Raw genomic sequence first — 19,774 nt, 5'->3', positions numbered from 1 at the left:
CGGGACTTCGGCGGAGCGGCTGTCCCGCCGCGTCGGGTTCAGCCGAGGATCGCGGGTTCAGTCGAGGATCGCGTGCCGGAAGGTACGGCGGTAGGCGGTCGGGGAGACGCCGATGCTCTGGTGCAGTTGCTGGCGCAGGGCGGAGGCCGTACCGAAGCCGGACTGCTGGGCCACCTGGTCCACCGCCAGGTCGGTCGTCTCCAGGAGCAGTCGGGCGTGGTCGGTGCGCTGCTGGAGCAGCCAGCGCGCCGGGCTGAGGCCGGTTTCCGCGCGGAACCGTCGGGTGAAGGTCCGTACGCTCATGCTGGCGTGGCCGGCGAGCTGGCGCAGGGTCAGCGCCTCGTGCAGCCGCTCCTGCGCCCACTGCCGGGTTCCGGCGGTGCTGGCGTCGGAGACCCGGGGGACCGGGCGCTCGATGAACTGCGCCTGGCCACCGTCGCGCCACGGCGGGACGACACAGCGGCGGGCGGAGCGGTTCGCCACCGCGCTGCCGTGGTCGGTGCGGATCACGTGCAGGCAGAGGTCGATGCCGGCGGCCACCCCGGCCGAGGTGAGCACTCGGCCGTCGTCGACAAAGAGCACCTCGGGGTTGAGCTGGACCCGAGGGTGCCAGCGGCGGAACCGGCTCGCGTACGCCCAGTGGGTGGTCGCCGGGCGGCCGTCGAGCAGCCCGGCGGCGGCGAGCGCGAAGGCGCCGGTACAGATCGACATGATCCGGGCACCACGGTCGTAGGCGGCGTTCAACGCCCGGTGCACCTCCGGGTCGAGCGTGCCCTCGGTCAGTGCCGGACCGTCGTGGATTCCGGGCAGGACGATGGTGTCCGCCCGTTCCAGCAGCTCCAGCCCGTGGTCGGGGACCACCTGGTAGCCGGCGGCGCTGCGTACCGGTCGGCCGCCGGGGGTGCAGACGTCGATCGAGTAGAGCAAATTGCCGTCGCCGTCGCGGGCGGTGCCGAAGACCTGTGACGGGGTCCCGAGGTCGAGACCGACGACATGGTCGAGAGCGAGTACGGCGATCCGGTGCTGGGGCGGTGGCATGGCCCAATTCTTGCGCATGATGGCTCTCCGGCCACTCGTCGGGCCACCCGGTGTGATCGAGACTTCGGTCGTGAAATCTTCGCGCCTGTTCCACCCCGCCTGGGTCGTCGCGGCCGTCGCCTTCGTGGCGCTGGTCGGCGCGGCCGGGTTCCGGGCGACCCCGTCGGTTCTGCTACACCCGCTGCACGCGGAGTTCGGCTGGCCGTTGGCGACGATCTCGGCGGCGGTGTCGGTCAACCTGCTCCTCTACGGCCTCACCGCGCCGTTCGCCGCCGCGCTGATGGAACGGTTCGGCATCCGCCGGGTGGTCACCGGAGCCCTGCTGCTGGTCGCCGCCGGCAGCGGACTGACCGTGTTCATGACCGCGAGCTGGCAGCTCATCGCCTGTTGGGGCGTGCTGGTGGGGCTCGGCACCGGGTCGATGGCGCTCGCCTTCGTGGCCACCGTCACCGGCCGCTGGTTCGTCAAGCGCCGGGGACTGGTGACCGGGGTGCTGACCGCAGGCGGTGCCGCCGGTCAGCTCGTCTTCCTGCCGGTGCTCGCCAACCTGGTCCAGTCGTACAACTGGAAGGTGGCCGCGCTGGTGGTCGCGGCGGCGGCGCTGCTGGTCGTACCGCTGGTGGTCTTCTTCCTGCGGGAGCATCCGGCGGACCTCGGCCTGCCGCTGTACGGCGGCACCGAGGTGGTCCGGCCCCAGCCGGCGGCCGGCGGACCGGGTGCCGCCTCGCGGGCCCTGTCCGGGCTGCGCACGGGTGTACGTAGTCGCGCGTTCTGGCTGCTCGCGGGCGGTTTCGCGATCTGCGGCGCGACCACGAACGGCCTGGTCGGCACGCACTTCATCCCGGCCGCGCACGACCACGGGGTGGCCGAGACCACGGCGGCGGGGCTGCTCGCCCTGGTCGGCCTCTTCGACATCGTCGGCACCATCGCGTCCGGTTGGCTGACCGACCGCGTGGACAGCCGGGTGCTGCTCGCCGCCTACTACGGGCTGCGCGGGCTCTCACTGCTGGTGCTGCCGAGCCTGTTCGCCGACACCACCGGCCCGACCATGCTGGTGTTCATCGTCTTCTACGGGCTCGACTGGGTGGCCACGGTGCCGCCGACGGTGGCCCTGTGCCGGGAGTACTTCGGCGACCGGGGGCCGGTGGTCTTCGGCTGGGTCTTCGCCTCGCACCAGATCGGTGCGGCGATCGCGGCCACCGGCGCGGGCTTCGTCCGGGACCGCCTCGGCGAGTACACCCTGGCCTGGTACGTGGCCGGCGCGCTGGCGATCGGTGCGGCCGTGCTGTCGCTGATGCTCAAGCGCCGTGAGCCCGAGCCGGTGCCGGTCGAACCGGAGCCGGCGGTGGCGACGGCCCCGCGCGCCTGGCGTCTGCGCCCCAGCGACGGCTGACCCCGGACCGACGGATCCGGGTGGGTGCCGGGCAGCCGGGGTCAGCCCGGCTGCCCGGTCCACTGCTGGTTGCTCCGGCCGTGGCACCCCCACTGCTGGAGCCCGGTGTCGGGCTGGTCGAGTGTCTGGGTCGGCACGTCCAGGCAGCGTCCGCTGTTGATGTTGATCAGTGGGGTCTGCCCGTTGCCCGATCCGGGGGTCCGCCACTGCTGTTCCAGGCTGCCGTCGCAGACCGCCGGGCGGAGTCGGGCGCCGTCGTCGCGGTTGGCGTCGGCCACCTCCAGGCACTGGCCGGTGGCCACGTTCACCAGGCTGATCTGGTCGCCGACCACCGGCGTCGGTCGCCACTGCTGGTTCGGCGAGGCGGCGCAGACGACCTGACGTACCTCGGCTCCGCCGTCGCTCAGGGCGAGGCAGAACGAGGACGCGACCGAGCGGAACGTCCATGCCGGGATCGCCGGCGGGGTGGGGCTGGGCGGCTCGGTGGGGCTGGGCGGCGGCACCGAGCCGGTGCCGCCGTCGGCGCCCGCGCCGGGCTCCGCCGACGGGTCGCCGCTGACCGAGACCGGAGCGGGCAGCCCCGCCGCCTGGTCACCGCCGTCGCCGCCGCCGACCAGGACGCCGGTGGCCAGCACCAGACCGAGGAGTACGCCAGCGCCGCCGACGACGTACGACACGGTCAGCAGCCGGTCCCGGCTCGACCGGCGAGTCGCGGTCCCGGCGGTGGTGGCGCCGTACACGGTGCCGCCCGACGGTCCGGCGGCACCGGGGCCGGGGTCCGGAGAGCCGTAGACGGTGCCGGCCGGCGGCCGCTGGTGCTCGTCAGCAGTGGGCATGCAGCGATAGTGACCCAAACGCGTGGTCCGTGACCATCCGGCCCCGGAATCCGACCGGGCATTTCCTTGTGCCCGCTGGGACCGGACCCGCACCGGCCGGCGCGTCCGTGTCCACCACCGGCACCTCCGGACGCTCGGGCGACGACCTGGATGTCCCTCGTGTTGGCCGTCGTGCTGGCCGGCTCCGGTGCCGCTAGCTCGATCTTGGGCGAACGGCAAGTCCCGCCCCCCTATCGGATCACGCATAGTTACGAGATAATTACTGTATGTGGAACATGTCGTCGGGTCGAGAACTGTCTTTGCAGGTCAGCGGCCCTATGGCGAACAGCGATCGGGCCGACGCCGAGGCCGCGACAGCGCTGATGCGGGAGTTGCTGGACGGAACCGGTCTAACGGTCGGCCGGGCCCCCGATCCGGCCACCGGCAGCGGCACCGGACGCGCGGAAGCGGCGGCAGGCGCGGGCCGGAAGAGCGGTGAGGCCGTCTCGCTCGCCGAACTCGCCATCACCGGCGCCTTCTCGGCGACCACCCTCGCCGCGCTCACCCGGATCGTGATCTCCTTCGTACGCCGAGGCGCCGCACGCCGGATCGTCCTGCGGGACGGCACTCGTACGCTGACCGTCGTCGACCCGTCGGACCGTACCGAACGGGCGGTCGCCCGTTGGCTCGCCGGCCCCGACCCGACCGAACCCGATCCGACCCACCCGGTCGACTCGGTCGGATCCGACCCGATCGTGCCCGATCAGGTGGCCGTGCCCGATCAGGTGGCCGTGCCCGATCAGGTGGCCGTGCCCGATCAGGTGGCCGTGCCCGATCAGGTGGCCGTGCCCGATCAGGTGGCCTCGCCCGATCAGGTGACCTCGCCCGATCAGGTGGCCCCGCCGGGCCGGCTGGCCGGGGCGGAGCCGGGCATGGCAGTCGAGGCCGGTGTGTCAGCCGAGCCGGGCATGGCAGTCGAGTCGAGCGTGGCATGCGAGCCGGTTGTGGCACCTGAGCCGGCCAACGCCCGGCGGGGTGTCGGCTCCGGTGTCGACTAGGTCACCGGCAGGCCGGTACGCCCTGCTGGTCGCGACCGGCGAGTACGCCGACCCCTCGCTGGACCGGCTGCGGGCACCGCAGCAGGACGTACGGCGTCTCGCCGCCGTGCTCGCCGACCCGGCGATCGGCAACTTCACCGTGCGCACCCTGCGGGACGCACCGGAGCGTGAGGTACGCGCCGCGATCGAGGACCTGCTGACCGACAGGCTCGACGGCGACCTGGTGCTGCTCTACTTCTCCTGCCACGGCATCGTCGACCCCTACCACCGGCTCTACTTCGCCGCCTCCGACACCGTACGGACCCGGCCGGCGAGCACCGCCATCTCCCGGTCCTTCGTGAACGAGCAGTTCGAGGCGTGCCGGGCGGCGGCCCGGGTGCTGATCCTCGACTGCTGCTTCGCCGGGGCCTTCGCCGAGGGGTTCAAGAGCGCCCCGCAGGGTGCACTCGACCTCCAGGTCGGCCGGGGGTACGTCGTGCTCAGCGCCTGCGACAGCTACGAGTACGCGTTCGAGTCCGGCGAACTGGTCGCCTCGGCACCCCGGGGCTCGATCTTCACCGACGTACTGATCGAGGGGCTGGTCACCGGCGCGGCCGACCTCGACGGTGACGGCCTGGTCGGGGTGGACGAGCTGTTCCGGTTCGTGCACGACGGTGTGGTACGCCGCCGGCCCGAGCAGCAGCCGAAGTACAGCGCCTACAACGCCGAACCGCACATCTACCTCGCCACCGTCCCGCCCGGGTCGCCGCGTGCCGCCAGCCTCACCGCCACCGGCACGACCGCGCTCGCCCGCGCCCCCGACGAGCTGGATCCGATCGGCCCGGCTCCGGTCGACGGGAGCATGGTCGACCCGGGTCCGGTCGCCCGGATCGCGGACGGCATCGCGTCCGGCGTGGACGGCGCCGCCCCAGGCGTGAACGGTGTCGTCTCCGGCACGGAGGGGATCGGCACGGACGGGATGGTGCCGGGCGGGATCGCTCCGGGCGGGATCGGCGCGGACAGGATCGGCTCGGCTGGCGGTCTGGGTGCCGGGTCCCGCTCCCCGGTGACCTCGTACAACCAGCACCAGGCGATTGTGGCGCGCGGCTTCCGGGCCGGCGCCGACCTGATCCGGCGCACGTACGGGCCGTTCGGCCGGCGGATGCTGGTGGAGGACGAGCGCGGGGGACTGCACGAGGTGGCGGACGCCGCCGGCATCGTCCGGCTGCTGACCGCCGGGCGTTCGACCCGAGCGGACGGGCCGCCCGACGTCGGTGACACCCGGGACGGGCTCGGCACCGGTTACCTGCGTGAGCTGGTCGAGGGCATCCGGCACCGGGTCGGCGACGGTGCCACCACCGGGGTGGTGCTCGCCCAGTCCATGCTCGACGCCGCCTCCGCCGCGTTGCGGGCCGGCGCCAACCCGGTGGGGCTGCGCCGGGGGATCTCCGCCGCCGTCGGGGACGTGGCGGTGGAACTCGCCGGCCTGGCGGTGCCCGTACGCACCCGGGCGGAGTTGCGTGCGCTCGCCACCATCGCCGCCGGTGACGAACTTGTCGGCGACCTGGTTGCCGAGGCGGTCGACCGGGTCGGCCGGGACGGGGTGATCCGGGTCGAGGCGAGCAACCTGTTCGGGCTGGAGCTGGAGCTTACCGAGGGGATGAGCCTGCGAGCGGGGCACGTCTCGCCGGCCTTCGTCACCGACGCCGAGGAGGGCGAGGCGGTGCTCGACGAGCCGTACGTCCTGATCGTGAACGACCGGATCCTGGGCGCGGAGGAACTGCTGCCGTTGCTCACGGCGGTGGAGCGGGAGGGTCGGCCGCTGGCGGTCTTCGCGCACGAGATCCGGGACGCGGCGTTGGGGGCGTTGGTCCAGGCGAAGGCTCGGGGGCACGCCCCGGTCGCGGTCACCCTGCCCTGGCCCGCCGAGCAGCGGGCGGAGGTGTTGGCGGACCTCGCCGCGCTGACCGGTGCGACGGTGCTCGACAGCAGGCCCGGCGCGGGTCTCGACGGCGCCACGACGCGGTCGCTGGGCCGGGCCCGGCGGGTGGTCACCACCCGGGGCGAGGCGGTTGTCCTCGCCACGCCCGACCCGTCGGACCGAACGGCACGGGCCGCCGGCGGGGTCGCGGTGATCAAGGTCGGCGAGGTGAGCGCCGAGCAGCAGCGGCTCCGTCGCCGCCAGGTCGACCACGCGGTCCGCAACGCCAAGGTGGCGGTCGAGTGGGGGTTGGTGGCCGGTGGCGGGGCGGCGCTGCTCGGCGTACACCGCCGGCTCGCCGATCGGTCCACCGTGCCGGTGCCCCGGCAGCGGGGCGACGACGAGGCGCTCGGCTACGCCCTGGTCGTCGACGCGTTGCCGGCGCCCTTCGAGGAACTGCTGCGCAATGCCGGGCGAGACCCGACCGGGGTGCCGGAGGACCTGTGGTACCGGGGTCCCGGGGTCACCTTCGACGTGGCGGGCGGGCGTTACGTGGTGGCCCGGGACGCCGGCATCGTCGACGCCGCGGCCACCGTACGCGAGGCGGTGACCGCCGCGGCCGGCGTGGTCACCCGCTACCTCATGCTCGGCTGACCGGCGCCGGACGGTCCGGGGCCGAACGGAGCGAGTCCGGCCGGTCCGGGGCCGTACGACGCGGCGGCTGTGCCGTACGGGTGCTGCGGTGGCCGGCGTCGGTCGCCCGACGCCGGCCACCGCCCGTGCTGCGACGTGGTGCCGACGTGCAGCAGGTTCGAGGGAGTGTCCGGGTCACACGACACCGTCGGTGGTGCCGCGCGCCGCAAATTGCACTCACCGGGACAACTATTCCGCCAATGACTGTGGATCACGGTCAGCCCGAGCGGCAGAGAAGAGGCGCGTCATGTCCGATGCGCGTTTCCGGTTTGTCTGTTGTCCCACCACTCCGAACACGAAGAGTGACCGACCACTGTGGAGTGCGTGGTGGTCGGGGTGGCCCGGACCGCCCCGACCCGGTCGATCCGCGGGCTAGCGGATCGTCGCGAGGTTCGGCCGGAGCACAAAGACGCCCCAGCCGAAGTAGCGTCGGCCGTACTCGAGATGCCAGCGGCGGGACAGGTCCCGGAATTCGCGTACCTGTGGGGCCCGGGGGTCGTGCGGGTAGGCGCGCAGCCACTCGGTCAGCGTCCACCACTGCTGGGCGACGTAACGGTCCCAACTGTCCGCGTCGGCGAGCACCACCTCGACCAGGTCGGTGCCGGCCGCCTCGAACCGGTCCAGGGTGCCGCCGAGCGAGGTGAAGTCGTCCACCCCGAACCCGTACGCCGCGTACGCGCCGGGCGGCGGCGGGTCGATCCAGTACGGCTCGCCCACCAGCAGCAGCCCGTTCGGGCGGACGGCCCGACGCATCAGCTCGATGGTGCCGGCCAGGCCACCGCCGATCCAGGTGGCGCCGAGGCAGGAGACCACGTCGTAGCCACTCGGCTCGGCCCGGTACTCGGCGGCGTCGCCGTACTGGAAGCTGATCCGGTCACTGACACCCAGTTCAGCGGCGCGCTTGCTCGCGGCGGTCAGGAACACCTCGCTGATGTCCACACCATGCCCGCGGACGCCGTATCCCTGTGCCCAGCGGCAGAGCAACTCGCCCTTGCCGCAGGCGAGATCGAGGACTTTGGTCTGTGGACCGACACGGCTGGCCGCCCCGAGAAGCATCAGCTTCTCGTGGGTGAACGGGTTGAGGATGCGGTGCTCCGCCTCCGACAGCTCGTGCAACCAAAGCGACATCGGGCCAGGATTACCCGTTTTCCGGATCGTGTCGAGCCCCATCTTTCGGACGAAGATCAGATCGGCCCGGCAATGGTCGTCACGCCGGGCCGGGCGGTCGGCGGCCCGGCCGCCGCGCCGGTCCGCCGTCGGAACCGTTTCCGCAGCTCAGATTGGGTACGACGAGTGCGTCGAACGGCTTCGCGGGGCAGGCGTGAATCGCACAGACTAGACCGCCCTCGATTCGTCCGGAAGCCCGACCGCGCCGGCCCCCGCCCGGTGGTGGGAAAGTTCACGACCGTGATCCGATAACCGCCGGGACCGGGTCGACACGACGCCTCCGGTCGGGCAGGCTGTCCGCCGTGCAACCAGAGGTGTTCATCGCGATCGGATCGGCGGTCGTCTCGCTTCTCAGCGTCCTGTTCACCACGATCTCGGCGCGTCGGGTGACGGTTCTGCAGTACCGGTTGGAGGAGGAACGGCACCGGCAGACCAAGGCCGAGTTGGCCGAACAACTGCTCAGCCGCTATCGCGAACCCCTGCTCTGGTCCGCGCACGCGCTCCAGGGTCGGCTGTTCAACGCCGTACGGCCGGGGTTTCTCACCGATTTTCTGCACTGCGGCGACCCGGACGACGAGCGCTACACCCGCGACTACACCGTGTACGTGCTGGCGGAGTACCTCTGCTGGGTCGAGATCATCCGTCGGGACCAGCAGTTCCTCGATCTCGGCGACGTCGAGCGGAACAAGCGTTTCTTCGGATTCCTCGACCGGATCACCTACATCGCCGCCGCGCTGGACACCCCGGCCCAGTTGCGCCTCTTCCGCGGCCAACAACGGGCCATCGGCGAGTTGCTGCTGGTACGCGACGAGGATGGCACCGGGAGCCGCTACGAGTCGATGGGCTACGCCGAGTTCTGTGAACGGCTCGACACCGACTCCCGGTTCGCGTCCTGGTTCACCCGGCTCCGGGCCGATGTGGACGTGATCGCCAACGCCGACTACGACGGCAACATGCGCCTGGTACGAATGCAGCACGAGCTGATCGCCCTGATCGACTTCCTCGATCCGGACCAGGCCCGGCTCGCCACGCCGAACCGCGCGTTGATCGACCGGCACGCCGTCAACAAGACGACGACCACAAGCGTCTGACCCCCCTGGAGGCGGCCGATGGGATGGGTGCTGGCAACGGCCGGGGCGATCCTGCTCGGGGTGCTCACCAACCTGGTCTACGACATGGTCAAGCACGGCACCGTACGGCTTCCGGCCATGCTGGACCGGCGGTCCCTGCCGCGTGCCGTACGCGAGCACGACCCCCGGGCGCAGACGCTCACGCCGTTCGTCACCTGGTCGAAGGATCGGCCGCTCACCCCGGCGACCCTGCGTACGTCGTTCGCCGGGCGGCTCGACCGGGAACACCTGCTCTCCGGTCCGAGCTGGGACCGGCAGGTGGAGACCTTCGAACGCGGCGGTGACCGGGGCGCCACCGGCTATGTCGCGCACATCGAGGTCGACAACGGTGAGCACCCGCAGGCGCGCTACCTCACCGTCACCATCGCCGAGAGCCGGTACGCCGAGTGCCTGGCGGCAAAGGAGCTGGTGGCGACCGACCCGGTGCTGGCGGAGCGGCTCGACACGTCGATGCGCGCCGGTGTTGTCGGGTTCGCCGAGGCGGTGCCGCCGACCATGGTGAGCATGGCGGTCTCCGTGATCAGCACCGAGGGGACCTTCCTGGCGCTGCGCCGCTCGCTCGCCGTACGTACGTTTCCCGGCCAGTGGACGGTCGGCATCAACGAGTCGATGAAGTACGGCGACGAGCCGGGCGCCGAGGAGGACTTCTTCCGGCTGGCCGAACGCGGGTTGCGCGAGGAACTGGGGCTGCGCCGCTCGGACTACGGCCCGATCGGGATCAGTTGGCTCGGCTGGAGCGGCGAGGCGTCCTGCTGGGTGCTGGTCGCCACGGTCCGGTCGTCGCTGCGCAGCTCCGAGATCGACCGTCGGCGGCAGGAGTGCCACAGCGTCTACGAGCACGACCTCGCCCGCTGGCTGCCGCTGACCGGGCGGCGGGTCGGCGACATCGTGGCGCACCACGGTCCGGGCCCGGACGGGGCGACCGGCTGGCTCTACCTCGCGCCGCTCGTCGCCGCCGAGATGTGGCGGTACCGCAATCTCGTCTGACCCCGTTGCTACCGTCCCAGGTCCCACCAGCGAGGAGAATCAGCATGAGTTACCCGGAGCCGGTCTACGACGGCGCCGACGGCGAGGTCAGCGCCCGCTACCGTCCGGCCGACCAGGAGCCGGACCTGACCTACGCCAACGGCAACACCGTGCACTACCTTGCCACCGGCGCGGGGACCTTCGGCCAGTTCGGCCTCTACCGCTGGGAGATGGGGCCGGAACCGAGCGGACCGGGGCCGCACTTCCACCGCTCGATCTCCGAGTCGTTCTTTGTCCTCGCCGGGTCGATCCGCATCTACGACGGCACCCGCTGGATCGACACCGCCCCGGGGGACTGGGTGCACGTACCGGCGGGCGGGCTGCACGGGTTCCGCAACGAGTCGGGTGCGCCGGCCTCGATGCTGCTGCACTTCTCGCCCGGTGCGCCCCGGGAGAGCTACTTCGAGGATTTGCCCGGGATGGCCGGGGCGAGCCAGGAGGAACGCGACGAGTTCTTCCTCCGCCACGACAACCACTGGCGCTGACGCCACCGGCCCCACGACGGCCGGTCACCGCCTCGTCCGAGACGGCCTGACGACGGGTCAGGAGGTGGTCCAGGCGTACACCTCCAGCCGGCCGGTGGTGCCCATGTCGACGCTCGTCGGCACGGTCTGCGAGGGCTGCTCGGCGGCCGGCGCGACCTCCAGGTACTCGCCCTGGGTCGGGTCGCCGAAGGTGACGGTGTTGCGCCAGCGCAGTTGGGCGTGGGCGGTCCCACCGGGATTCACCTTGATCTCCCTCGGACCGGGGTCCTCCCCGGTCCGGGAGCCGATCTCGATCGTCACGGGCAGCGGGTTCCGTTCCGCGTCCAACACCCGGACCACCGGGTAACCGTTCAACGGGAAGGGTTCGGTGCCACAGTTGAACAACACGACCGCCATCGCCCGCAGCCCCATCGCCGCGTTTGTCTCGGTGGCGGTGAGCAACACCCCCGGCGCCGGGCAGCGACCCGTACCCGCCGGCCCGGTCCCGGTCCCCGGTCCCGCTGTCGTCCCCGGCCCCGCTGTCGTCCCCGGTCCCGTCGGCGCGCCCTGCGCGCCGACCGCCCCGGTCGCCGCCGTGTCCGTGGGACCGGAACCGGGCATCCCGGTGGCCGCCGGCCGGTTCTCCGGCAGGACGATCGGCCGGCCGGGCACCGGGCCGGTGCAGCCGGTCCCGACGACGATCGTCGCGGCGGCCGCGACCAGGAGTCCGAGCCGGTGGGTCGGCGGCCGGCGCCGCTCGGGGTACGACGTCTTCACCCGGCGATCCTCCGCCATCGGCCGACCGGTGCGCCAACCCGAGGGTCGGGTTGTGTCGCCGCCGTGGAAGAAGTGTGAACGTGTCGACCGAAGCGTCCCACCGGACGCCGTGCGGTGAACTTGTACGCTGCTGCGATGCCGGATTCCACCGAAATCGCCGGGGCCGAGCGGGTGACCGGGGTCGAGCGCTGGTTGGAGCGGCTGCGCGGTGCCGTCGCGCCCCGCCGCCACAACGCCCGGACGATCGCCGCGCTCACCGGCAACCCCGGCTGTCACCGCCGGGCGGTGCTGGACGCGGCCGGGGTCGACAAGCCCCGCCTGGCCGAACACATCGGCTTCCCGGCCCGGTTCGGCCAGTCCCGCTTCGCCATCACCCGGGGCAACGCGTTCGAGGCGCAGGTCAAGGCGGACGGCGGGGTCGAACTGCTCCGGCTGCTCCGCGAACGGCTCGCCCTGCCGATCCCGTACGCGGCCTTCACCGACCTCGACGGCGACGGCCCGGCCGAGCGTACGGCCACCGCCGTCGACGACGAGCACGAGGACGGCGGCCCCGCCGAGAGCAACGAGCAGCGGTACGAACGCTCCCGACGGCTGCTCGCCGAGGCGGCCGGGGAGCCGGCGGCCGGTGACGCGCTGATCTTCGATCATCCGCTGCTCCGGCTGGAGGTCGCCGGACAACCGGTCTACCTCGAACCGGACCTGATCGCGTTCCGGGTCGACGGCCGGTTCCACGTGGTCGAGATCAAGTCGTTCCCGGTGATCGACGGGCAGGCCGACCCGAGCAAGGTCTCGGCCGCCGCGGTCCAGGCGGCGGTCTACGTGCTCGCGATGCGGCAACTGCTGACCGAGGCGGGACTCGACCCGCAGATCGTCTCGCACGACGTACTGCTGGTCTGCCCGCGTGACTTCACCAACGAACCGGTGGCCGCCCTGGTCGACGTACGCAAGCAGTTGTCGACCCTGCGCCGGCAGTTGCGCCGGATGGCTCGGGTCGAAGAGCTGGTGGCCGCGTTGCCGGCCGATCTCACCTTCGACCTGGCCCCCGACCGGAGCGGTCGGCCGACCCGGCCGCCGGCCGCGCTGACCACCGCGCTGGAGGTGGTCGAGGCGCGGTACGCGCCGGAGTGTCTGGCCAGTTGCGAGCTGGCGTTCTACTGCCGGCACGAGGCGCGCGGCCACACCGGCAGCCTGGGCCGGTCGGTCCGGGAGGAGCTGGGCGGGGTCGAGCGGGTGCCGACCGTGCTCGCGCTCGCCAGCGGTGAACTCGCTCCCGCCGAGGGGCAGGCGGAGGCCGCCGCGCTGCTCCGCGCCGCCGCGCGCCTGCGCGCCGAGGCCCTGGCATGAGTACGCTCACCGCCCTGGCCCGCGCCCAGGCGCTCGCCGCCGGGGTGGCCCAGCCGATCGCGACCGTACGGCACCTGCACCTCGCCCGGCGGCCACTGGTGCTGGTGCCGCTCACCATGGCCGGCGAGGCGAACGCCCCGCTGGCGGTGCTGGTCGGCACCGCGCCGGAGCGGGGACGCCTGCTGGTGGTGCCGCAGCCCCGTAACCGGGACCAGCGCCTCGACTTCGTCACCGCGTTCGGCACCGTGCTGCTGCCCTATCTGGACGGTCACCGGGGCGTTTCCGAGTCGGTGCCGATCGACCGGGGCCGGGACGTGCGCTACCGCTACGTCGATGCACCGCAGGTGCTGGTGCCGAACCAGGCCGGGATCACCTTCCTGCGCCTGCTCGGCCGCAACACCCGGTTCCGGCGTACCGACGGGGACTACCCGGTCGACGCGTCGGTGCCGCTGGTCGGGCGCTGGCTGACCTTCCTCGCCGAACGGTCCGAGCACCCCGGCTCGTCCCTGCTGGTGGCGATGACCGACGCGCTCGGGCTGCACTGGGCGACCGGGCAGAGCGGGATCGAGGACCTGAGCCTGGCCGCCCAACTCGGCTGGATCGACCCGCCGCCGGGGGTCACCGGCGCGGTGGCCGCCGCCGAGGCCGAGGACCCGTCGATCTGGCCACCGGCCGGACCGGCCACCGATCCGGAGTTCGACAACGACGTACTCACCCCGCTGATGGCGGCGTACCAGGCGGCGGTCGCGGCCGACGACGAGCCGGCCCGGCAGCGGGCGTACGCGACCATGACGCGGGCGCTGCGCGGGCAGGTGGAACCGACCTGGCGGCTGATGTGGCGGGGACTGTCGCTGCTGCACCGGTTGCCTCCCGGGGCCAGGGTCACCGGCCGGTGGGACGCCGACCGGGACGCGTTCACCGACTACGCCCGTCACCTCGACGAGGGTGGCCAGCCGCAGGCCCGACGCGACGGGGCGGTCGCCGCCGCGCAGCGGTTGCACCGGCTGGAACGGGCCCTCAGCTCGTACGCCGTCCAGCGCGCGTACGACGATCCGCTGGTGATGGCCGACCACCGGTTGACCGGTGAGGCGTTTGTCGGCGAGGTGACCCTGGCCGACCCGAACCGGGTCGACGACACCGGCAAACGCCCGGTGCTGCGGCCCCGGATCATGCTGGTCACCACCGACCCGGTGCTGGTCCAGCCGGGCACCGCGCTCTCCTCGCCGGCCCGCCCGACCCAGAAGGCGAAGGTCGTCTTTGTCACCCCGACCACCGACGGCTCAAAGACCGAGGTGGTGCTCGAACTCTCCGGCGGCATGGGCCGCGGCCTCACCGCCCCACCAGGCACCGTTCCCGAAATCGGCGAACGCCTCTGCTACACCACCCTAACGGACAGCTACGTCCCCCCAGGCACCTTCCCCACCCGCGAAGAAACCCCCTGGACCCACGGCGGCCCACCCCTCGATGTGTAAGGAAGGGCCCCTTGTTATCGCTTTTTGTATAGGAAGGGCCCCCTCCTAACCGCTTGACCCTCACGTAGCGGAAGGCGCGAGCCTGGTTCTCGGAAGGGAGGGAACCCGTGGAGTATTCGGTAGGGGCGGTGGCGCAGTTCGCCGGTGTGACCGTACGCACGCTGCACCACTATGACGAGATCGGCCTGCTCTCGCCCAGCGGCCGTACGCCCGCCGGCTACCGCCGGTACGACGACGCCGACCTGGAACGGTTGCAGCAGATCCTGTTCTACCGGGAGCTGGGGTTTCCACTGGAAGAGATCGCGGTGATCGTCGACGACCCGTCGGCCAGCCCGAACGAGCACCTGCGCCGGCAGCACGAGCTGCTGACCGGCCGGATCGACCGGCTACGGGAGATGGTGACCGCGATCGAGTTCGCGATGGAGGCGAGGAGAGTGGGCATCCAACTGACGCCGGAGGAGCGGTTCGAGGTCTTCGGCGACTTCGACCCGGACGAGCACGCCGCCGAGGCCGAGCAGCGCTGGGGCGGCACCGAGGCGTACCGGGAGTCGGCCCGGCGTGCGGGGCAGTACAGCAAGGAGGACTGGCTGCGGAACAAGGCGGAGAACGCGGACTGGGGCGAGCGGTTTGTCGCCCTGATGGACTCGGGCGCCCCGGCCGACGGCCCGCAGGCGATGGCGCTGGCCGAGGAGCACCGCCAGCTCATCACCCGGTGGTTCTACGAGTGCCCGTACGAGGCCCACACCGGGTTGGCCGACATGTACCTGGCCGATCCCAGGTTCACCGCGTACTACGAGAACATCAAACCCGGCATGGCGGCCTACCTGAACCAGGCCATCCACGCCAACGCGATCACCAACGCTTGACCACCGGGTACGGGGCCGGCGGCGACCGCGCCGCCGGCCCCGTACCCGCCGCGCGTACCAGCACCACCCCTCAACCGTTGGAAGCGGTCGTGACCTGTCGTAGCGCGTCGAGCAGGGCTTGCAGCGCCGGCTGGGCGGGGGAGGACTCGCGTACGGCGGCGTAGATGACGCGGACCGGGACCGGGTTGCGGACCCTGCGTACGACGACGGCCGGGTGGCGGTTGCCGAGTCCCAACTCCGGCACCAGGCTGACGCCGAGCCCGGCGGCGGCAAAGCCCTGGGCGGTGGCGTAGTCCTCGCTCTGCACCACGAAGTCCGGGCGGAAGCCGGCCGAGTCGCAGGCGCCGAGCACGGCGTCGAGGCACGGTCCGGGCCACTCGCTGCCGACCCACGGTTCGTCGGCGAGGTCGGCCAGGTCGATCGTCCGCTTCGCGGCGAGCCGGTGGCCCCGGGGCAGCACGGCGACGTACCGGTCGTCGAGCAGGTGCGCGAAGCGGATGCCGTCACCGGTCACCCGGTCCGGTGGGTGGACCACGATCGCCAGGTCCGCCCCGCCCTGCTTCAACTCCGGGAGCGACTCCTCCGGCTCACTCAGGCGAAGCTCCACCCGTACGCCGGGGTGGGCGCGGCGGAACAGGGCCACCGCCGGTGCCACCAGGCTCGCCCCGGCCGTGGCGAAGTAGCGGACCGAGAGCCGCCCGGTCCGCCCCGCCCGCAGGTCGGCGAGCGCGGTTTCGGCCTGCGCGACCTGCTCACCGATCGCCGCCGCGTACGCGTTCAGCAGCCGGCCGGCGTCGGTCGGGCGTACGCCGCGCCCGGTCCGCTCCAGCAGCGCGATCCCGGCCTCCTTCTCCAGCACCGTCATCTGCTGGCTCACCGCCGACGGGGTGTAGCCCAGGTCGCGGGCTGCCGCAGTGACCGAACCGCTGGTCACGACCGCGCGCAGCAACTGCATCCGACGTACGTCAAGCATGTAGCTCAGCTTAACGCCCACTTCGGATCTTTTCGCTTGTCTTACACCTGCTTCCGGGACACGGTGGATGCCGGTCCACACCCCAGGAGGCAACGGTGCTCAGCGGCCCGCGCGGAACCCTCGTACGGATGACCGTGCTCGCCCTGCTCTGGGGTTCCGGCTTCCTCTGGATCAAGGTCGCCCTCGGTGGCGGGCTCACCCCGCTCCAGATCACCGTCATCCGCTGCGCGCTCGGCGCGGGGGTGCTGCTGGCGCTCGCGTACGCCGCCCGCCAGCGCCTGCCGCGCGACCGCCGGACCTGGTCGCACCTGGTCGTGGCCGCCTTCTTCTGCAACGCGCTGCCGTTCTTCCTGTTCAGCGTCGGCGAGCAGACCGTCGACTCCGGAGTGGCCGGGGTGCTCAACGCCACCACGCCGCTCTGGTCCCTGCTGATCGGCCTCGCCCTCGGCACCGAACGCCACCGCCACCCGCTGCGGCTGACCGGTCTCGGGCTCGGCTTCGGCGGCACCCTGCTGATCTTCGCCCCCTGGCACCGGGCCGGGTTGACAAGCTGGGGCGCCCTGCTCCTGCTCGGCGCGGCGGCCAGCTACGCGGTCGCGTTCGCCTACATGGCCCGTCACCTGACCGGAGGGCCGACCGGACCGCTCGCCCTCTCCGCCGCCCAACTGCTCACCGCCACCGGCCTGACCACGATCGCCCTGCCGGCCGGGGCCGGCGGGCCGCAGCCACCCACCCTGACCGCGATCGTCGCGGTCGTCGTGCTCGGCACCCTGGGTACGGGAGTCACGTTCCACCTCAACGCCCGGCTCATCGCCACCGAGGGCCCGGTCACCGCTGCCACCGTCGGTTACCTGCTCCCGGTCGTCTCGGTGGCGCTCGGCGCGCTCGTCCTCGACGAACAGCTCAGCCTCCGCATCGTCGCCGGCATGGCGATCGTGCTCGTCGGCGTCGCCCTGAGCCGGACCAATCCACCGAGCCGCGATCAATCCAACAAGCGAACGGACGTTCTGTGCACGCCCACTCACCCTGGCGGGTCCGCGACTTCCGCGTCCTCTTCGGCGCCACCGTCCTCAGCCAGCTCGGGAGCAGCGTCGGCTACGTAGCCGTACCGCTGATCGCGGTTGTCGCCCTCGACGCCCGCCCGGCACAGGTCGGCGCCCTGGCCAGCCTCAGCACCATCGCCTTCCTCCTGATCGGACTGCCCGCCGGAGCCTGGGTGGACCGAATGCGGCAGCGCCGAGTGCTGATCGTCGCCGACCTGGCCCGAGCCGCGCTGTTCGCCTCCGTACCGCTGGCCTGGACGCTGGACGCGCTCACCCTCGGGCAGCTCTACCTGGTCGTCCTACTGGCCGGCGGCGCCACCGTCTTCTTCGACGTCGGTTCGCAGAGCGTGCTGCCGCAACTCGTCGGCCGGGACGGCCTGGTCCAGGCGAACGCGGCCGTGGTGAGCCTGATCGCCGCCGGCAACGTCGCCGGGCGGGGTGCCGGTGGCGCGCTGGTCCAGTCGCTCACCGCCCCGCTCGCCGTGGCCGGTACGTCGCTCGCCTACCTGGCCTCCGCCCTGCGCCTCACCGCCATCCGCCGTACGCCGCCTCCGCCGCCGGCACCACGGTCGCGGGTCCGGCTCGGGGCGCAGATCGGGGCCGGACTGCGGCACGTCCTCGGCAACCGGGAACTGCGCGCCCTCGCGCTCACCGCCGCGCTGGGCAACCTCGGCTCGCAGATCGTCAACACCATGCTGCCGATCCTCTTCGTACGCGACCTCGGCCTGCCGGCCGGCGCGCTCGGCCTGTTCTGGGCGGCGGGTGGGGCCGGGCTGCTGGTCGGTGCCCGCTGCGCCGGTCCGATCGCCGCCCGGCTCGGCTTCGGCCGCACGCTCGGCCTGGTCGGCATCTGCATGGCGCCGGCCGGGTTGCTGGTGCCGCTGCTCGACCGGGGACCGTGGCTCTGGCTGGCCGCCGCAGGTTGGGCGTTGGCGCTGTTCAAGACCGGGCTGGACAACGTACTCGGGGTGAGCCTGCGGCAGCGGATGACGCCGGACCATCTGCTCGGCCGGATGAACGCCACGTTCCGGTTCCTGCTCACCGGGGCGCTGGCGCTCGGTGCCGCCGTGGCGGGTCTGGTCGGCGAGCTGGCGGGCGTGCAGATCACGCTCTGGGTGGGCGCCGCCTTCATGGCGACCGCGTTCCTGCCGGTCTGGTTCTCCCCGGTCCGTACCCGTCGTGAGCTGCCGGTTCAGGAACGGGCGGTCGAGCTGGCTCGGCGCTGACCCAATGCTCTGTCCGGCGCTAACGATGTGGTGCTGGACAATGGTGTGTGGCACACACTATGGTGTGATGCATGGGAAGTGATGACATCCTGCGGACGCACCTCCAGGAGCTGCGGCGGGGCACGGTGGTCGCGGCGAGCCTCGTCGCGCTGCGACAGCCCGGCTACGGATACGCACTGCTCCAGCGCCTCACCGAGCACGGCTTCCCGGTGGACGCGAACACCCTCTACCCCCTGCTTCGCCGGCTCGAAGAACAGGGACTGCTGACGAGCGAGTGGAACACCGACGAGAGCCGGCCGCGCAAGTTCTACCGCACCAGTGACGAGGGTGAGGCGATCCTGAGCCGACTCCTCGAAGACCTCACGGCCATCCAGACCTCCATGACCGGGCTGATCGAAGGAGTCGACCGATGAACACCCTCACCGACCGCTACCTCGCCGCGACCCTCCAGTCGGTCCCGGCCCAACGACGCGACGAGATCGCCGCCGAACTGCGCGGCTCGATCGAAGACATGATCGAGGACCGGGCCGGCAACGGGCAGGACCCCACCTCCGCCGAACGGGAAGTCCTCACCGAACTCGGCAACCCGTCACTGCTCGCCGCCCGCTACGCCGACCGCCGGTTACAGCTTATCGGCCCCGCCTACTACCTGATGTGGGAACGGCTGTTGCGGCTGCTGCTCAGCTTCGTACCGGCGATCGTCGGCACCGTGGTCGCGGTGGTCACCGCGGCCGAGGGAGGATCGGTTGGCAGTGCGATCGGCACCGCCATCTGGGCCACGCTCCAGACGGTCGTCCAGATCGGCTTCTGGACCACCCTGGTCTTCGCCATCCTCGACCGCACCAACACCACACTCGACCTGCCCGGATGGAACATCGACCAGCTCCCCGACGTGCCGGTCAAGCGCCAGATCAGCCTCAGCGACACCGTCGCCTCAGTGGTCATGCTCGCCCTCACCATCGGCTACCTGGTGCTCCAGCACTTCCAGTCGTGGGTCGAGAGCGCAGACGGCACCAACATCCCGATCATCGACCCGGCGCTCTGGACCTCCTGGCTCCCGGTCATCATCGCGGTCCTGGCCGCCAGCGGAGTCTTCGAGTTCGTCAAGTACCGCGTCGGGCGCTGGACCTGGCCGCTCTACGGGGTCAAGGTCCTGCTCGCCCTGGCGTTCACGGTGCCGGTGGCCTGGCTGCTGTTCGAACACCGACTGTTCAGCCCGGCCCTGGTCGACCACTTCGACTGGTTCTCCCAGGGCGACAACCTGACCACCCTCGCTGGCGGCATCGTCATCGGGATGGCCGCCATCATGATCTGGGACCTCGTCGACAGCGCGGCCAAGACCCGCCGCAGCACCATCGTCTGACCGTACGACCAAGCGCCACCCCCGTC

18 protein-coding genes are annotated in these 19,774 nt (G+C 72.0%); 13 read left to right on the top strand and 5 right to left on the bottom strand.

The annotated features are described in order from the left end of the window. Positions 1-57: 57 nt before the first annotated feature. Positions 58-1,056 carry a GlxA family transcriptional regulator gene (locus tag ACI2K4_RS11200; protein WP_404510363.1) on the bottom strand — a complete coding sequence of 333 codons (999 nt, stop codon included), beginning with the start codon at positions 1,054-1,056 and terminating at the stop codon, positions 58-60. Positions 1,057-1,108: 52 nt separating this feature from the next. Here ACI2K4_RS11200 and ACI2K4_RS11195 point away from each other — a divergent pair, with 52 nt between their 5' ends. After that, entirely contained in the window at positions 1,109-2,431 is a 1,323-nt protein-coding gene (locus tag ACI2K4_RS11195) for an MFS transporter (protein ID WP_404510362.1), read from the top strand. A 41-nt stretch (positions 2,432-2,472) separates the two neighbouring features. On the opposite strand, the gene ACI2K4_RS11190 is transcribed toward ACI2K4_RS11195, so the two are convergent. After that, positions 2,473-3,267 (bottom strand): RICIN domain-containing protein, encoded by a 795-nt coding sequence (locus ACI2K4_RS11190; protein ID WP_404510361.1) that lies wholly within the window; start codon positions 3,265-3,267, stop codon positions 2,473-2,475. 317 nt (positions 3,268-3,584) lie between these two features. Here ACI2K4_RS11190 and ACI2K4_RS11185 point away from each other — a divergent pair, with 317 nt between their 5' ends. Together ACI2K4_RS11185 and ACI2K4_RS11180 are read left to right on the top strand one after the other, a co-directional pair. Continuing rightward, positions 3,585-4,304 (top strand): hypothetical protein, encoded by a 720-nt coding sequence (locus ACI2K4_RS11185; protein ID WP_404510360.1) that lies wholly within the window; start codon positions 3,585-3,587, stop codon positions 4,302-4,304. After that, positions 4,294-6,858, top strand: a complete 2,565-nt coding sequence (locus tag ACI2K4_RS11180) for a TCP-1/cpn60 chaperonin family protein (protein ID WP_404510359.1) — start codon at positions 4,294-4,296, stop codon at positions 6,856-6,858. Before ACI2K4_RS11185 ends, ACI2K4_RS11180 begins: the two co-directional genes overlap by 11 nt. 411 nt (positions 6,859-7,269) lie before the next feature. Here the strand turns inward: ACI2K4_RS11180 and ACI2K4_RS11175 are convergent, their stop codons facing one another. Then, on the bottom strand, positions 7,270-8,025 hold the full coding sequence (locus tag ACI2K4_RS11175; protein ID WP_404510358.1) for an SAM-dependent methyltransferase: 756 nt from the start codon (positions 8,023-8,025) through the stop codon (positions 7,270-7,272). Between the two features lie 341 nt (positions 8,026-8,366). Here ACI2K4_RS11175 and ACI2K4_RS11170 point away from each other — a divergent pair, with 341 nt between their 5' ends. Genes ACI2K4_RS11170 through ACI2K4_RS11160 form a run of 3 tightly spaced genes read left to right on the top strand, consistent with a single transcriptional unit; the run spans position 8,367 to position 10,705 of the window. Further along, entirely contained in the window at positions 8,367-9,155 is a 789-nt protein-coding gene (locus ACI2K4_RS11170; protein WP_404510357.1) for a hypothetical protein, read from the top strand. 18 nt (positions 9,156-9,173) lie between these two features. Then, complete coding sequence (locus ACI2K4_RS11165; protein WP_404510356.1) at positions 9,174-10,181, top strand: hypothetical protein; 1,008 nt, start codon at positions 9,174-9,176, stop codon at positions 10,179-10,181. Between the two features lie 44 nt (positions 10,182-10,225). After that, positions 10,226-10,705 carry a cupin domain-containing protein gene (locus tag ACI2K4_RS11160; protein ID WP_404510355.1) on the top strand — a complete coding sequence of 160 codons (480 nt, stop codon included), beginning with the start codon at positions 10,226-10,228 and terminating at the stop codon, positions 10,703-10,705. A gap of 57 nt (positions 10,706-10,762) precedes the next feature. Here the strand turns inward: ACI2K4_RS11160 and ACI2K4_RS11155 are convergent, their stop codons facing one another. Next, complete coding sequence (locus ACI2K4_RS11155) at positions 10,763-11,461, bottom strand: DUF4232 domain-containing protein (RefSeq protein ID WP_404510354.1); 699 nt, start codon at positions 11,459-11,461, stop codon at positions 10,763-10,765. 135 nt (positions 11,462-11,596) lie between these two features. Here ACI2K4_RS11155 and ACI2K4_RS11150 point away from each other — a divergent pair, with 135 nt between their 5' ends. The 3 genes from ACI2K4_RS11150 to ACI2K4_RS11140 all read left to right on the top strand — a co-directional run bounded on the left by ACI2K4_RS11150 (position 11,597) and on the right by ACI2K4_RS11140 (position 15,143). After that, positions 11,597-12,805, top strand: coding sequence for a hypothetical protein (locus ACI2K4_RS11150; protein WP_404510353.1), 1,209 nt, complete (start codon positions 11,597-11,599; stop codon positions 12,803-12,805). Continuing rightward, positions 12,802-14,277: a hypothetical protein gene (locus ACI2K4_RS11145; RefSeq protein ID WP_404510352.1), complete on the top strand. Its 1,476-nt coding sequence runs from the start codon at positions 12,802-12,804 to the stop codon at positions 14,275-14,277. The genes ACI2K4_RS11150 and ACI2K4_RS11145 overlap by 4 nt, the downstream gene beginning before the upstream one ends. A gap of 107 nt (positions 14,278-14,384) precedes the next feature. Then, entirely contained in the window at positions 14,385-15,143 is a 759-nt protein-coding gene (locus ACI2K4_RS11140) for a MerR family transcriptional regulator (RefSeq protein ID WP_404510351.1), read from the top strand. A 70-nt stretch (positions 15,144-15,213) separates the two neighbouring features. Here the strand turns inward: ACI2K4_RS11140 and ACI2K4_RS11135 are convergent, their stop codons facing one another. Next, the gene (locus ACI2K4_RS11135) at positions 15,214-16,116 is read right to left on the bottom strand and encodes a LysR family transcriptional regulator (protein WP_404510350.1); all 903 of its coding nucleotides are present in this window, start codon (positions 16,114-16,116) and stop codon (positions 15,214-15,216) included. 95 nt (positions 16,117-16,211) lie between these two features. On the opposite strand from ACI2K4_RS11135, the gene ACI2K4_RS11130 reads away from it, so the two are divergent. The 4 genes from ACI2K4_RS11130 (at position 16,212) to ACI2K4_RS11115 (ending at position 19,748) form a co-directional block, all read left to right on the top strand. Beyond that, on the top strand, positions 16,212-17,219 hold the full coding sequence (locus tag ACI2K4_RS11130) for a DMT family transporter (protein ID WP_404510349.1): 1,008 nt from the start codon (positions 16,212-16,214) through the stop codon (positions 17,217-17,219). Then, the gene (locus ACI2K4_RS11125; RefSeq protein ID WP_404510348.1) at positions 17,126-18,385 is read left to right on the top strand and encodes an MFS transporter; all 1,260 of its coding nucleotides are present in this window, start codon (positions 17,126-17,128) and stop codon (positions 18,383-18,385) included. Before ACI2K4_RS11130 ends, ACI2K4_RS11125 begins: the two co-directional genes overlap by 94 nt. A gap of 71 nt (positions 18,386-18,456) precedes the next feature. Next, a complete protein-coding gene (locus ACI2K4_RS11120; protein ID WP_404510347.1) occupies positions 18,457-18,798 on the top strand; it encodes a PadR family transcriptional regulator in 342 nt (113 codons plus the stop codon). Next, positions 18,795-19,748, top strand: a complete 954-nt coding sequence (locus ACI2K4_RS11115; RefSeq protein ID WP_404510346.1) for a permease prefix domain 1-containing protein — start codon at positions 18,795-18,797, stop codon at positions 19,746-19,748. The genes ACI2K4_RS11120 and ACI2K4_RS11115 overlap by 4 nt, the downstream gene beginning before the upstream one ends. Positions 19,749-19,774 lie beyond the last annotated feature (26 nt).

Source organism: Micromonospora sp. NPDC050397 (assembly GCF_044901685.1).
Lineage (GTDB): Bacteria > Actinomycetota > Actinomycetes > Mycobacteriales > Micromonosporaceae > Micromonospora_G.
This window is presented reverse-complemented; position numbering and strand designations above follow the sequence as displayed.

Excerpts from the sequence above, each read along its gene's own strand:
- ACI2K4_RS11150 (WP_404510353.1), top strand. The coding sequence starts at position 11,597 with ATGCCGGATTCCACCGAAATCGCCGGGGCCGAGCGGGTGACCGGGGTC.
- ACI2K4_RS11145 (WP_404510352.1), top strand. The coding sequence starts at position 12,802 with ATGAGTACGCTCACCGCCCTGGCCCGCGCCCAGGCGCTCGCCGCCGGG.
- ACI2K4_RS11185 (WP_404510360.1), top strand. The coding sequence starts at position 3,585 with ATGGCGAACAGCGATCGGGCCGACGCCGAGGCCGCGACAGCGCTGATG.
- ACI2K4_RS11115 (WP_404510346.1), top strand. The coding sequence starts at position 18,795 with ATGAACACCCTCACCGACCGCTACCTCGCCGCGACCCTCCAGTCGGTC.
- ACI2K4_RS11190 (WP_404510361.1), bottom strand. The coding sequence starts at position 3,267 with ATGCCCACTGCTGACGAGCACCAGCGGCCGCCGGCCGGCACCGTCTAC.
- ACI2K4_RS11120 (WP_404510347.1), top strand. The coding sequence starts at position 18,457 with ATGGGAAGTGATGACATCCTGCGGACGCACCTCCAGGAGCTGCGGCGG.
- ACI2K4_RS11160 (WP_404510355.1), top strand. The coding sequence starts at position 10,226 with ATGAGTTACCCGGAGCCGGTCTACGACGGCGCCGACGGCGAGGTCAGC.
- ACI2K4_RS11200 (WP_404510363.1), bottom strand. The coding sequence starts at position 1,056 with ATGCGCAAGAATTGGGCCATGCCACCGCCCCAGCACCGGATCGCCGTA.
- ACI2K4_RS11165 (WP_404510356.1), top strand. The coding sequence starts at position 9,174 with ATGGGATGGGTGCTGGCAACGGCCGGGGCGATCCTGCTCGGGGTGCTC.
- ACI2K4_RS11175 (WP_404510358.1), bottom strand. The coding sequence starts at position 8,025 with ATGTCGCTTTGGTTGCACGAGCTGTCGGAGGCGGAGCACCGCATCCTC.
- ACI2K4_RS11135 (WP_404510350.1), bottom strand. The coding sequence starts at position 16,116 with ATGCTTGACGTACGTCGGATGCAGTTGCTGCGCGCGGTCGTGACCAGC.